Below are 13,158 nucleotides of genomic sequence, written 5' to 3'. Positions count from 1 at the left end.
CCGCTGGTCGGTTTAGCCGGCGGCCGCTGCGTTGACTTCCCACCCATTGACCCAGATCTGCCGCAACCGATCGCCTTCGCCCTTGAAGCGCAGTCCCGTCGGCTGGCAATCCTCGATGCGGTCGCTGCGGAAATTGCGGATCGCCTGGCGCAGCTCGCACCAGGCGACGATGTTGGCGGTCTCGGCGTAATAGATCAGCGCGATCGGGCGGATGAGGCGCTCGGAAGCGCGGCCAAGCTCGTCGCGATAGGAGAGGTCGAGCTTCTCCTCGTCGCGTATGGCGCGGCGCACCAGCGCCAGGTCGATCGCACCTGCAGAGGGCGCGGCGAATCCCCACGCATGCAGCGCATTGGCGTCGAGCGTCTGGCGCAAAGGCGGCGGTACGGCGCCGGCGATCTTGGCGCCGACGCGCTTGGCTGCCTGCTTGAGCTCGTCGTCGCCCGTGCGCTCCAGCAGCGCCAGTGACAGCACGATCGCCTCCATCTCCTCGATCGAAAACATCAGCGGCGGCAAGTCGAAGCCGGGGCGCAGGATATAGCCGATGCCCCTCCCGCCCTCGATCGGCACGCGCATGGCCTGAAGCGCTGCGATGTCGCGATAGATCGACCGTATCGTCACCTCCAGCTGCGCGGCGATCATTGCCGCCGTCACCGGCTGCCGCGCCAGCCGCAGGATCTGGATGATCTCGAACAGGCGCGACGCCTTGCGCATTTTCTCACCCCGGTGCCGATCACAACTGACACACCATCGTCAGTTGGTTCGGCGTATAGGATCGTCTATCAGGTTGAAAATCAACAGGTTCCGCTGCGGCTGGGCCGAGCGGGCAACAGGCAACTGACATGGGCTATGCTGAAAATCTCTGGCTGTTCTTTATCCTGCTGTTCGGCATCATCGCCGTTCCGGGCATGGACATGCTGTTCGTGCTGGCCAATGCGCTGACGGGCGGGCGCGACAGGGGCCTTGCCGCGACCGGCGGCATCATGGTCGGCGGCATGGTGCACACGCTGAACGGCGCGATCGGCGTCGGCCTGCTGATGCATTTTTTGCCGATCCTGTTCAAGCCGCTGTTGATTGCAGGCGCCGCCTACATGGCCTTCATCGGCATCACGCTGATGCGCAGCTCCATCACTGTCGGTCGCGACGGGCCCGTCGGCAGCCGCTCGGCATGGAAGGCGTTTCGCCAAGGCCTTGTGACCTGCCTGATCAACCCGAAGGCCTACCTGTTCGTCCTTGCCGTCTATCCGCAGTTCCTGAAAACGGACTACGGCCCGATCTGGATGCAGGCGACGGTGATGGGCCTGCTGACCGTGCTGACGCAGGCCGCGATCTATGGCGGGCTCGCAATATCGGCCGGCCGCAGCCGCAAGCTGCTGATCGCTAATCCGCGAGCGACCATCCTTGCCGGCCGGGCGGCCGGGCTGCTGCTCTTCGCGGTGTCCGTGTTCACCGCATGGGAAGGGCTGAGGGCGGCGTAATGCCGGGCTAGACCGGACCGCCGCCCTTCTGGCGCCGGCCGGATCAGGCGGCGCCCTGCAGCGTGGCGAGAAGCTCGTCCAGCTGCTCGAATTGCTCGGACATCGCATCCGCCGCCCCGGCGCCGGCGTCGAGGGCTTCCTTCGAGGGATAGAGCTCGCGCATGACTAGCAGCGTCTTGCCGCCTTTTTCCTCGAAGGTCACCGTGGTGACGGGTCCACCCTCACCCCCTTCGTCATTGGTCCAGACGAGGCGCGAGTGCGGTGTCACTTCGAGATACCTGCCGAAGAACTCGGCAGGGTTCGAGCCGTCATGCCCGAACACCAAACGGTACCCGCCTCCCACACGAACATCCATCTCGCAGGAACGCAGGAACATGCCCATCGACTTCGGCACCCACCACTGCTTGAACAGCTCAGGCTTGGTCCACGCCTCGAACACGATGCGCGCAGGCGCGTCGAAGCTTCGCGTAACGACCAACTCCCGGTCGGGCCTCCGTTCCACCGTCGTGCGTTTGGCCTCACTCGCTCTTCCTGCGTCCATCGACTTCCTCCTTGCGTTTCAATTCCTCGATAACCTTATCCAACTCGTCGAAGCGTGCGGCCCAGAGCTGCCGGTATCTCTCGATCCATTCCGCCTCATCCTCCAGGCGACGCAGGCCCAGCTTGCAGGTCCGCACGCGCCCGACCTTCCGAGTCGTGACGAGTCCCGCTTGCTCCAGGACGCCGACATGCTTCTTCATGCCCGTGAGGGTCATGTGGAATTTCTGGGCCAAGTCCGTGATCGAAGCGTCCGCACGGCCGAGCTGCTCCAGAACGCCGCGCCGGGTGGCGTCCGAAAGCGCGGCGAACGAGGCGTCCAGGCGGGTCGCGGAATACTGAACCATTTGGTTCAGTGTGTAACACGCAGATTGGTGGCACGCAAGGGAGGTGGAGGCTGCGGGCCCTAGGGCGGCGTGGTCCTGGGCTGAAACCGGAAACGCCGCCCTAATGCTTCAACCGGATCAGGCGGCGCCCTGCCGGCTCTCCATCAAGGCGCGGCGCGCCGACCGGCGCCATTCCACGGCGCCGGCAAGGCCGTGCAGCACCGTCTCCGTGGCCGCCCAGTCGATGCAGCCATCGGTGATGCTCTGGCCGTAGACCAGCGGCTTGCCGGGCACGACATCCTGCCGGCCGGCGACGAGATTGCTCTCGATCATGACGCCGATAATGCGCTCGTCCCCCGCCGCGACCTGTCCCGCCACGTCAGCCGCGACGTTGGGCTGGATCTCCGGCTTCTTGGCTGAGTTGGCATGGCTGACATCGATCATCAGGCGGGGCGCGATACCGATGCGGGCGAGTTCGACCGAGGCGGCCTCGACGCTTGCCGCGTCATAGTTGGGCTGAACGCCGCCACGCAGGATGACATGGCAATCCTCGTTTCCGGTCGTTGCCGCGATCGCACTGCGTCCGCCCTTGGTCACCGCCATGAAATGATGCGGCTGGGCGGCGGATTTCACCGCCTCGGCAGCGATCCTGAGATTGCCGTCGGTGCCGTTCTTGAAGCCGACCGGGCAGGACAGGCCCGAGGCCAACTCGCGATGGATCTGGCTTTCGGTGGTCCGCGCGCCGATGGCGCCCCAGGCGACGAGATCGGCGATGTATTGCGGCGTGGTCATGTCGAGGAATTCGGTCGCCGCCGGCAGGCCCAGATTGTTGACGGCGGACAGCACGTTGCGGGCCATCCGCAGCCCCTTGTCGATGTTGAAGCTGCCGTCGAGGTCGGGGTCGTTGATCAGGCCTTTCCAGCCGACCGTCGTGCGCGGCTTTTCGAAATAGACCCGCATCACGATCTCGAGCCGGTCGGACAGAGCCTCGCGCAGCGCCGCCAGACGGCTGGCATAGTCAACGGCCGCGACCGGATCGTGGATGGAACAAGGGCCGACGATGACAACAAGTCGGTCGTCGGCCCCGGTCAGGATGGAGTGGATGGCGTTGCGCGAGGCGGCAACGGTGCGCGTCGCCGTGAGTGAGCGCGGTATCTCGCGCATCACCTCTTCCGGCGTGCTCAGCAGTCTCAGTTCCTTGACCCGAAGGTCGTCTGTGGTGGTCAACACGGCTTCTGCTCCTGGTTGGGAGACCTGCCGGCTGAAAACAAAAAAGCCGCCAGGTCTGGCGGCTTGTCGGACTGTTTGCTGCAATCTTCAGATCGAGCGCAATCCTCCCGCCGCCAGCGAGCTGCTAAAGTACCAATAGGTGGCGGTCAGGTGGATCATGCGGCTCATATAGTCGAAGCGGCGGCGTTTGTCACGTACCCTGGTAGCAAGCAATTTCAGGTGAGGGCCGAGCCTTTGCGATTTCGTCATTCTAGAGCGAAGCTCCGTCGCGGAGACCCTGGGATCCATGCCGCGACCTAGATGGGAGAGTGCTGCGGTGCAGAATCTTGCGCCGTAGCGACGGCCCGGAAGTCGCGGCATGGATCCTCGGGTCTGCGCCGCGTCGCTGCGCTCCTTGCTCCGCCCGTGGATGACCACCTGGTTAACGGTTTCGCTTACGCGGCCGCTACTCCGGCGACGCCCCAGCGATGCTCTGGTCGTAGTCGACCAGCGAGCCGGTCATCACGCCGGACTGCGGGCTGACCATGTAGCTGATCAGCCGGGCAAGCTGGTCCGGCTTCACCAGCTGGCCCATCGGCTGCGCGGCCTCGGCCTTCTCGAGCCAGTCGTCGGGTGCATCGTGCCATTTCTTCTGCACGATGTCCTCGCCCTCGGTGTCCATCCAGCCGGGCAGCACGGCGTTGCAACGGATGCGGTTGAAGCGGTAGGCATTGGCGACATTCTTGGTCAGCGTCATCAGCGCGCCCTTGCTGGTCGAATAGGGCGTCAGGAACGACTGGCCGGTATGCGCCGACATCGACAGCACGTTGACGATCGATCCGGGGGCCTTTTTCTCAAGCAGATGCGCCACAACGCCCTGCATCAGGAAGAAGGGTCCTCGCACATTGGTGTCGAAGATGGTGTCGAACAGCTCCTCGCTAGTCTCCACCAACGAGCCGCGCGCGGATGTGGCGGCGGCGTTGACCAGGGCGTTGATGGTGCCGAAATGCGAAAGCGCGGTGGCGACGGCGCGCTTGCAGTCGGCCACCTTGGAGACATCGGCGCTGATGAAGATCGCGTCGACGCCCGACTTCTTGAGGCTGGCGACTGCCTTGTCGCCCTTTTCCTGCGAGCGGCCGATCAGGGCCAGCGCCCGGCAGCCTTCGTCCGCCAATACCTCGGCGACCGCGAAGCCTATGCCTTGTGCGCCGCCGGTGACGATGGCGCGCGTTTGTGAATTGCGATCGGCTGATGCGCTCATCGCTCTGCTCCTGTGCTTTAAGTCGTTACTTGTCGAGGCGGACAGTCTGGCCTGATGTCGCCGATTTCAGCGCCGCATCCGCCAGCCGAAGTGCAATGAGTCCGTCCGTCCCGCTCGGTGCCGCCTTCTTGCCCGACGTCGCGGCGGCGATGAAGGACGCAATCTCAATGGCATAGGCGTCGAGGTAGCGGGTCATGAAGAAATCGTGCAGCGGCGGGCGGGTATAGCCCTTTTCATTGGCCAGTTCGATTGAGACCGGCCGCTGGTTTTCGGCCGCGACCATGCCTTTCGAGCCATGCACCTCGATGCGCTGGTCGTAGCCATAGGTGGCGCGGCGGGAATTGGAGATGACGGCCTGCTTGCCCGACGCGGTTTCGAGGATGACGCTGACCGAGTCGAAATCGCCGGCCTCGCCGATCTTCCTGTCGACCAGCACCGAGGCATGCGCGCTGACCGCCACCGGCTCTTCGCCGAGCAGGAAGCGCGCCATGTCGAAATCATGGATGGTCATGTCGCGAAAAATGCCGCCGGAGCGCGCGATGTAGTCGATCGGCGGTGCGCCCGGATCGCGCGACGTGATGGTCACCATCTCGACCACGCCGATGGCGCCGTCATCGATTGCCTTGCGCACCGCAGCGAAGTGCGGGTCGAAGCGCCTGTTGAAGCCGACCATCAGCGTCGCCTTGGCCTTCTCGACCACGGCCAGGCACTGCTCGACGCGCTTGACGTCGAGGTCGATCGGTTTCTCGCAGAAGATCGCCTTGCCGGCCTTGGCGAAGCGCTCGATCAGGTCGGCATGGGTGTCGGTCGGCGTGCAGATCACGACCGCGTCGATGTCCCCGGATTTCTCGATGGCATCGATGGTGCGCACCTCGGCGCCGTAGGCCGTGGCGAGTTCGCTCGCCGCCTTCTCGAAAGCGTCGGCAACGGCGACCAGTTTGGCCTGCGGATTGGAGCCGACGGCGCGGGCGTGGACCTTGCCGATGCGGCCGGCACCGAGGAGGGCGAAGCGGAGAGTCATGGAAATTTCCTCTGGGGATGGTTCGAAGCTGGCGGGGCGCCGGTCATGCGCGCAGGTGTTTTTCCGGTCAAGACAAGATCGACAGGGAGGCGATGACCGCCGCCTCCGCGCCCGGCCTAGGCCGCGAGTTCGGCCTCTCCGGTCTTGGCGCCGGTGATGTAGGAAACGATATCGTTTCCGTCGGTGTTCTCCTTGCGCAAATTGGCGACGATGCGGCCGCGCCGGAAGACGACGATGCGGTCGCAAAGGTCGAACACCTGGCGCATATTGTGGCTGATCAGGATCAGCGGCTCGCCATTGTCCTTCAGCGTGCGGATGATGTTCTCGACCTGCGCGGTCTCCTGCACGCCGAGTGCTGCCGTCGGCTCGTCCATGATGATCAGCTTGGAGGCGAAGGTCGCGGTTCTGGCGATCGCCACGCATTGCCGCTGGCCGCCCGACATATGGCGGATGGTGTTCGACAGGTTTGGGATTTTCACCGCCGTGCGCACCAGCGCCGCTTCGGTCGCCTTGCGCATTCCCCGGCGGTCCAGGATCGAAAACGGTCCCAGATTGAACAGCACTTTTTCTCGGCCAAGGAACAGGTTCGACGGCACGTCGAGGTCGTCGGCCAGCGCCAGGTTCTGGAACACGGTCTCGATGCCGGCCTCGCGCGCCTCGATAGGGCCCGAAAAATTGACTTGCTTGCCGTCGAACCAGATCTGGCCGCTGGTCGGTTGCTCGACGGCGGTGATCTGGCGCACGAAGGTCGACTTGCCGGCGCCATTGTCGCCCATGATGGCGACGTGTTCGCCCTTGCGCAGCTCGAAATTCGCGCCTTCCAGCGCCTGCACGCCGCCATAGCGCTTGGTCAGGTTTTCGGTCTTCAGGACGATGTCTGACATGGTCAAGCCCTCAATGCCCGCAGGCGTTGGCGCCACTGGTCGAGAACGACGGCGCCGACGATGATCACGCCCTTGACCATCTCCTGGTAGTAGGCGTCGAGGCGCAGGAAGGTGAAGCCGGAGATGATGACGCCGAAGATCAGCGCGCCGATCACCGTGCCGATGATCGAGCCGCGGCCGCCCGACAGCGATACGCCGCCGATGACCGCCATGGCGATGGCGTCGAGTTCGTACATCACGCCCATGCCGGCCTGGGCGGTGAGGTTCTTGGAAGAGAGCACCACCGCGGCGAGCGAGGCGAGTATGCCGGCGATCACATAGACCAGGATCTTGTGGTTGGCGATCTTGATGCCGGACATGCGCGCGGCGTCCTCGTTGGAGCCGATCGCGTAGCAGTGCTTGCCATATCGTGTGTAGGTCATGATCAATTGGAACAGCACGGCCAGCGACAGGAAGATGATGACGGGCATCAGGCCCTTGCCGATGGCGGCGAAGCTCTCGGTCGGGAACGAGATGGGCTGCCCCTTGGACCACCATTTGGCGATGCCGCGCGCGGTCACCATCATGCCTAGCGTGGCGATGAAGGGCGGAATGCGCGTGTAGGCGATCAGGGCGCCGTTGACCAGGCCTGCCAGCAGCCCGCAGCCGATGGCGACCAGCACCGGCACGATCACCGGCAGGTCGGTCCAGCCCTGAGCCAGGAACATCGCCTTGGGATTGGGGTTGCCGTTGACCGTCGCCACCTGGGCGAAGCTCATGGCGATCATGGCGGTGGCGCCGACGATCGAGCCCGACGACAGGTCGATGCCGCCCGATATGATCACCTGCGTCACGCCGATGGCGATGATGCCGACGATCGATACTTGCAGGATGATGATCTGTAGCCGCGCCTCGTTGAAGAGGCCGCCGACATTGCTGCGGGTGTTGAACAGGAAGCTGTCGCCGAGAAAGACGCGGCCGATCAATTCGAAGATGACGACAAGAATGACGAGCGCCAGGAAGACGTTGAATTCCGCCGGCCATATGCGCTTCTTCGCATCATAGCTGACCCCGCCGACGCCATGAGATGTCTGTGCCACTCGTCTATCCTCCGTCAGCCGCGGTCGCTCCTGGCGCCATGAAAGCGCCGAGAGGAGGAGCGGCGCCCGGTCCTTTGAGCGCCGCCCCGAGGTGAACCGTTCCGCCGCTCAGTTCTTCTTCAGGAACTTGTCGATGTTGGCCGGCGTCACCAGTTGGAAGGGCACGTAGACCTTGTGTTCGACCTTCTCGCCCTTGGACAGTTTCAGCGCCGCGTCGAGCGCGCCGGCGCCCTGGCCAGCCGCGTCCTGGAACACGGTGGCGTCGAGGTCGCCTGCCTGCATGGCGGCGAGCGCGTCCTGCGTGGCGTCGACACCGCCAACGACAACCGTCTTCATGTCGACATTGGCGGCCTTCATTGCCTGGATGGCGCCGATGGCGCTTTCGTCATTGTTGGCGATGACGCCGTCGAACGGCTTGCCGGTCGACAGCCAGTTGGTCATCAGGTTCTGGGCCTCGTCGCGGTTCCAGTTCGACGTCTGCTTGTCGATGATCTTGATGAAGCTGCAATCCGGCGTTGCGATCACCTCCTCGATGTCCTTGGTGCGCTGCACGGCTGCCTGGTTGGAAAGCTCGCCCATGATCACATAGACATTCGCTTCCTTCTTGCCGGCTTCCTTGAACAGGCGGCAGACCTCCTTGGTTTCGAGCGTGCCGGAGTCGGCCTCGTTCGAAGCGACGAAGGCCTGGTTGTCAGGCAGCGTGTCGACATTCACCGGTTCACGGTTGACATAGACCAGCGGGATCTTTGCGGCGGCCGCGGCATCCGACATCGCCTGCGTGGCCGAGGTGTCGACCGGATTGACGATGATGGCGTCGACCCCTGATGCGGCGAAGTTCTTGATCTGGTCGAGCTGTTTGGCGACGTCGTTCTGCGCGTCCTCGACCTGCAGCTCCACGCCGCTCATGCCCTTGGCCTGCTCGATCATGCCGTTGCGCAGCACGGTCAGGAAATTGTCGTCGAACTTGGCCATCGACACGCCGATCTTGGCTGCCATGGCGGACGAACTCATCAGCGCCGCGAAAGCGACGCCCAAAATCATTTTCTTCATTGTATTTCTCCTCCACTTTGGGTGTCCGGTTGCACCGATCTATCCGGAATCCCCGATCTCCCCGGGGAATCTCTCCCTGATATCATTTCGTTCCAACGCGGTTCACCACTGGCTGGAACGCCGAACTGCCTGCTCGAACCAGGTGTTGTCGGAACGAAAGAACCAAAATGCACAGTCAGTGAAATATTTATTCCATTTCGAATCGGGGCGTCAAGGGAAATTCCGAATCCGGGCGTGCGATTTTCGGCTGTCTCTGATGGATTCTATCATTTCAGGCGGCTGGTTTGCGGCAGACCGGGCTGCCCGAGGGTTTTATCGTTTCATGGAAACGCCCTACCTTCCGTCCTGACGCGACCTGGACGGAAAACCGCTGCGCATTCCTGAAATGGCTTCAGATGTTTTCCGGCAAATAGATGTCGAAGGGGAGGAATGTCTGGCCCGGCGCATTGGCCGCACCGGTTTCGATGGCATGCGCCATCCGATCGACGAGCTCGCGACAGAGCGCGGCAAGCGGCGTCGAGATCACCATCGTCAGGATGTTGTCGGCAAGCGCGGCGCGCGATTCGGCGTTGATCTCGTTGCAGACGACCACCGGCATGCTTGCGGGCTTCGCTGTCCGCAGCGCCGAGACGGCGCCTTCCATGCCGCCGCCGGCGACGTAGCAGCCGACAAGATCCGGATATCGCGCCAGAAGATCGATCATCGCATCATGGGTCACCTGGTTGGCCTCCAGATTGACCAGCGTCTCCAGCACGTTGAAGTCCGGCGCATGCTCGCGAAAGAAGGAGCGGAAACCGATCTCACGCAGCTCATGGCCGTGGAAGCGATGGCTGCCGACAAAAAGGGCGACCTTGCCGGGCTTCCTCGCAGCCTTCGAGATCATCCAGGCGGCGGTGCGGCCGACCTTGCGGTTGTCGAGCCCGACATAGCCTTCGCGGATGCCGGCGGCGAAGTCGGACAGCAGGGAGAAGACCGGCTGTCCCCTGGCTTTTAGCGCCTCCACGACCGCCGTCAGCGTCGGATGGTCAGGGCCGACCACGGCGATCGCCCGCGATTTCGCCGCCAGCCTGCGCATCTGGGCAGCGATCTCATCCGGGGCCAGGGAACTGGCGAAATCGATGGTTGCGACGCCACGGAAGCGCTGCGATTGTGCGACCGCGAGTTCGAGTTCCCGCGCGAAATCGCCATAGAAAACGTCATTGCCCCGAAGCAGCAGGAAACCCAGCCGATACTCGGGCAATTCCTGGCGCATACGCTGCTTGATCAGGCCTGCGGCGTGATAGCCGATCTCGGTCGCGGCGTCATAGACGCGGCGCGCCGTTTCCTCGCGCACAGGCAGGCGGCTGTTGAGCACCCGGTCCACCGTGGCGACGCTGACGCCGGAGATGCGCGCCAGATCTGATATGGTCGGCCGTTTCGCCATGTCTGTCCTCATTTGACCGTGCATCTTTCCTACATCTTGATGATAGGAAATGATAGAAACTATCTTTATGATGTTGAGTCTATCATGAGCTAGCGTTATTTTCAGCCTCGAAGTCAGGAAATGTCGGGCATTCGCGTGGCGGATGCCCTTGCCGAGGGAGGCAACCATGCATGCTGCGCCGTCCCGGCGTGACTACAGCCTGATCGGCCGCGACGCCAGGCTGGCCGTCGAGACCGGCCTGTCGGCGGCCGAATGGTATCACACCGACATTCCCCGCAAGCAGATGAAGGAGCTGATGCAGCGCTCCGACGCGCCCGCGCTCCGCGACACGGCGATCTGGATCGCCGCGCTCATCGTCAGCGGCGCCGGCGGTGCCTGGTTCTGGGGCACCTGGTGGTGCGTGCCGTTCTTCTTCGCCTATGGCGTGCTCTACGGCTCGTCCACGGATTCCCGCTGGCACGAATGCGGCCATGGTACGGCCTTCCGCACGCAGTGGATGAATGATTGGGTCTATCAGGTCGCCTGCTTCATGATCATGCGCAACCCGGTGACCTGGCGCTGGAGCCACACGCGCCATCACACCGACACCATCATCGTCGGCCGCGACCCGGAAATCTCGGTTATGCGGCCGCCGGACCTGGTGCGCGCCATCCTCGGCTTTGTCGGCGTGCTCGACGCCTGGCATGCGATGTCAGACATGCTGCGCAACGCCGCCGGCAACATCAGCGCGGCCGAAAAGACCTTTATTCCCGAGCAGGAACAGCCGAAAGCGATCCGCATCGCCCGCATCTGGACCGCGATCTATGCCGCAACCATCGCGCTGGCGCTCTATACCGGCTCGTTCCTGCCCTTGATGCTGGTCGGCCTGCCCAGGCTCTATGGCGCCTGGCACCACGTCATGGTCGGCCTGCTGCAGCATGGCGGTCTTGCCGACAACGTCACCGACCATCGGCTGAACAGCCGCACCGTCTACATGAACCCGATCAGCCGTTTCATCTACTGGAACATGAACTACCACGTCGAGCATCATATGTTCCCGATGGTGCCCTACCATGCGCTGCCGAAGCTGCATGAACTGATCAAGCATGATTTGCCGGCGCCGACGCCGTCGATCCTGGCCGGCTATCGCGAGATGCTGCCTGTCTTCTGGCGCCAGTTGCGCAACGAGGATTATTTCCTCAAGCGCGAGCTGCCGCCAACGGCCAGGCCGTATCGCGAGGATCTGCACAACGACAATGCTGCCTTCAACGCCGCGGCGGAGTGATATCCGCCCGTGAGGCGCGATCGGGAAATTTCGCGGGAGAAATGTATGAGCGACTGGGTCGAGGCCTGTGCCGTGGGAGACATCGACGAAGAAGATGTGATGCGGTTCGATCACGGCGGCCGCAGCTACGCCATCTATCGCAGCCCCGATGACGAGTTTTTCGCCACCGACGGCCTTTGCACGCACGAAAAGGTGCATCTCGCCGACGGGCTCGTCATGGACGACATCATCGAATGCCCCAAGCACAATGGCCGCTTCAACTACAAGACAGGCCAGGCCAAGGGTGCGCCGGCCTGCGTCAACCTCAGGACCTATCCGGTCAAGGTCGAGGCCGGCAGCGTCCTCGTCCAGATCGGATGACCGGTATGACGCGCGGAATGGTCATCATCGGCGCCGGGGAATGCGGCGGCCGGGCAGCGCTTGCATTGCGTGACCTCGGCTATGAGGGACCGGTGACGCTGGTCGGCGGCGAGCCGCATCTGCCCTATGAACGGCCGCCTCTGTCCAAGGACGCCATGGCCGGCGGCGTGCCCGAGATCAAGGCGATCGCCAGCGACGAGATCCTCGCCGAAAAGTCCATCCGGCATATCCATTCCATTCAGGCTGCAGCGATCGATCGCGCCGCGCATACTGTGCGCCTGTCGGACGGTTCGGTCCTGCCCTACGACAAGCTGCTGCTGGCGACCGGCTCGACGCCGCGCAAACTGCCGATGCCCGGCCTTGGCGGGCGCTGCGTCTACCTCAGGACCTTCGCCGATGCGCTGGCTATCCGCGCCCATCTCAAGGCGGGTAACCGCATTGCCGTCATCGGCGGCGGCTTCATCGGCCTCGAGCTCGCCGCGGCGGCCCGCAAGCTCGGTGCTGCGGTCGCCGTCATCGAGGCGCAGCCGCGTATCCTGATGCGCGGCGTACCGGCCGAGATCGCCAAGGTCGTCCATGACACCCACGTCGCCGAAGGCGTCGACATAGCGTGCGGCGAAGGCATTGCCTTGATCGCCGACGACGGCAGGCAGGTGCGCATCGCGCTTGCCGGCGGCCGCGAAATCCTCGCCGATCTCGCCATCATCGGCATCGGCGCCGTGCCGGTGACGGCTCTTGCCGCCGAAGCGGGACTGGCCATCGACAACGGCATATCAGTCGACGCCGAACTGCGCAGCAGCGACCCCGACATCTTCGCTGCCGGCGACTGCTGTTCGTTCCCGCTTGCCGTCTATGGCGGCCGTCGCGTACGGCTGGAGGCCTGGCGCAATGCGCAGGAGCAAGGCGCGCTGGCAGCAAAAAACATGCTCGGCGCCGCCGAGGCACATGCGGCGGTGCCGTGGTTCTGGTCGGATCAATATGGCCTGTCCCTGCAGATCGCGGGGCTTTCCGACGAAGGCCGCAGCACGGTGCGCCGCGATCTCGGCGAGGACGCCTTCATCCTCTTTCATCTTGCCGAGGACGGCAGGCTGGTGGCCGCCAGCGGCATCGGGCCGGGCAATGCGGTCGCCCGCGATATCAGGCTGGCGGAGATGCTGATCGGCAAACGGGCGAGGCCGGCGCCGGAAGCGCTCGGTTCGCAGGCGGTGAAATTGAAGTCGCTGCTGGCGGCGTAGGATGCAACGCCAATTGTCAGGGTCTGCGGCGCAG

The 13,158-nt window shown here is 63.8% G+C and carries 15 protein-coding genes; 4 read left to right on the top strand and 11 right to left on the bottom strand.

The window, feature by feature from the left end; genetic code table 11:
* Positions 1 to 12 precede the first annotated feature (12 nt).
* Positions 13 to 711 (bottom strand): YafY family protein, encoded by a 699-nt coding sequence (locus FJ949_RS00435; RefSeq protein ID WP_140491254.1) that lies wholly within the window; start codon positions 709 to 711, stop codon positions 13 to 15.
* 128 nt (positions 712 to 839) lie between these two features.
* Here FJ949_RS00435 and FJ949_RS00430 point away from each other — a divergent pair, with 128 nt between their 5' ends.
* A complete protein-coding gene (locus FJ949_RS00430; RefSeq protein WP_140491252.1) occupies positions 840 to 1,475 on the top strand; it encodes a LysE family translocator in 636 nt (211 codons plus the stop codon).
* Positions 1,476 to 1,518: 43 nt separating this feature from the next.
* On the opposite strand, the gene FJ949_RS00425 is transcribed toward FJ949_RS00430, so the two are convergent.
* From FJ949_RS00425 to FJ949_RS00380, 10 genes are all read right to left on the bottom strand, one after another.
* Positions 1,519 to 2,016: an SRPBCC family protein gene (locus tag FJ949_RS00425; protein WP_140491250.1), complete on the bottom strand. Its 498-nt coding sequence runs from the start codon at positions 2,014 to 2,016 to the stop codon at positions 1,519 to 1,521.
* On the bottom strand, positions 1,994 to 2,359 hold the full coding sequence (locus tag FJ949_RS00420) for a metalloregulator ArsR/SmtB family transcription factor (protein WP_140491248.1): 366 nt from the start codon (positions 2,357 to 2,359) through the stop codon (positions 1,994 to 1,996). Before FJ949_RS00420 ends, FJ949_RS00425 begins: the two co-directional genes overlap by 23 nt.
* A gap of 117 nt (positions 2,360 to 2,476) precedes the next feature.
* Positions 2,477 to 3,568 carry a 3-deoxy-7-phosphoheptulonate synthase gene (locus FJ949_RS00415; protein WP_140491245.1) on the bottom strand — a complete coding sequence of 364 codons (1,092 nt, stop codon included), beginning with the start codon at positions 3,566 to 3,568 and terminating at the stop codon, positions 2,477 to 2,479.
* A gap of 87 nt (positions 3,569 to 3,655) precedes the next feature.
* On the bottom strand, positions 3,656 to 3,817 hold the full coding sequence (locus FJ949_RS30175; RefSeq protein ID WP_181167258.1) for a hypothetical protein: 162 nt from the start codon (positions 3,815 to 3,817) through the stop codon (positions 3,656 to 3,658).
* A 196-nt stretch (positions 3,818 to 4,013) separates the two neighbouring features.
* Complete coding sequence (locus FJ949_RS00405; protein ID WP_140491241.1) at positions 4,014 to 4,808, bottom strand: SDR family oxidoreductase; 795 nt, start codon at positions 4,806 to 4,808, stop codon at positions 4,014 to 4,016.
* Positions 4,809 to 4,833: 25 nt separating this feature from the next.
* Positions 4,834 to 5,829 (bottom strand): inositol 2-dehydrogenase, encoded by a 996-nt coding sequence (gene iolG, locus FJ949_RS00400; protein ID WP_140491239.1) that lies wholly within the window; start codon positions 5,827 to 5,829, stop codon positions 4,834 to 4,836.
* 116 nt (positions 5,830 to 5,945) lie between these two features.
* Entirely contained in the window at positions 5,946 to 6,713 is a 768-nt protein-coding gene (locus FJ949_RS00395) for an ATP-binding cassette domain-containing protein (protein ID WP_140491237.1), read from the bottom strand.
* A gap of 2 nt (positions 6,714 to 6,715) precedes the next feature.
* Complete coding sequence (locus tag FJ949_RS00390; RefSeq protein WP_140491235.1) at positions 6,716 to 7,792, bottom strand: ABC transporter permease; 1,077 nt, start codon at positions 7,790 to 7,792, stop codon at positions 6,716 to 6,718.
* Positions 7,793 to 7,900: 108 nt separating this feature from the next.
* Positions 7,901 to 8,842, bottom strand: coding sequence for a sugar ABC transporter substrate-binding protein (locus FJ949_RS00385; RefSeq protein WP_140491233.1), 942 nt, complete (start codon positions 8,840 to 8,842; stop codon positions 7,901 to 7,903).
* Positions 8,843 to 9,233: 391 nt separating this feature from the next.
* Entirely contained in the window at positions 9,234 to 10,265 is a 1,032-nt protein-coding gene (locus FJ949_RS00380; protein ID WP_140491231.1) for a LacI family DNA-binding transcriptional regulator, read from the bottom strand.
* 166 nt (positions 10,266 to 10,431) lie between these two features.
* On the opposite strand from FJ949_RS00380, the gene FJ949_RS00375 reads away from it, so the two are divergent.
* From FJ949_RS00375 to FJ949_RS00365, 3 genes are read left to right on the top strand one after another with little or no spacing between them, the layout of a single operon-like run.
* Positions 10,432 to 11,529: a fatty acid desaturase family protein gene (locus tag FJ949_RS00375; protein WP_140491229.1), complete on the top strand. Its 1,098-nt coding sequence runs from the start codon at positions 10,432 to 10,434 to the stop codon at positions 11,527 to 11,529.
* 45 nt (positions 11,530 to 11,574) lie between these two features.
* On the top strand, positions 11,575 to 11,889 hold the full coding sequence (locus FJ949_RS00370; RefSeq protein WP_140491227.1) for a MocE family 2Fe-2S type ferredoxin: 315 nt from the start codon (positions 11,575 to 11,577) through the stop codon (positions 11,887 to 11,889).
* On the top strand, positions 11,886 to 13,124 hold the full coding sequence (locus FJ949_RS00365; protein ID WP_181172084.1) for an FAD-dependent oxidoreductase: 1,239 nt from the start codon (positions 11,886 to 11,888) through the stop codon (positions 13,122 to 13,124). Before FJ949_RS00370 ends, FJ949_RS00365 begins: the two co-directional genes overlap by 4 nt.
* Positions 13,125 to 13,158: the final 34 nt, after the last annotated feature.

The sequence above is a fragment of the Mesorhizobium sp. B2-4-1 genome, from assembly GCF_006442185.1.
Classification (GTDB): domain Bacteria; phylum Pseudomonadota; class Alphaproteobacteria; order Rhizobiales; family Rhizobiaceae; genus Mesorhizobium.
This window is presented reverse-complemented; position numbering and strand designations above follow the sequence as displayed.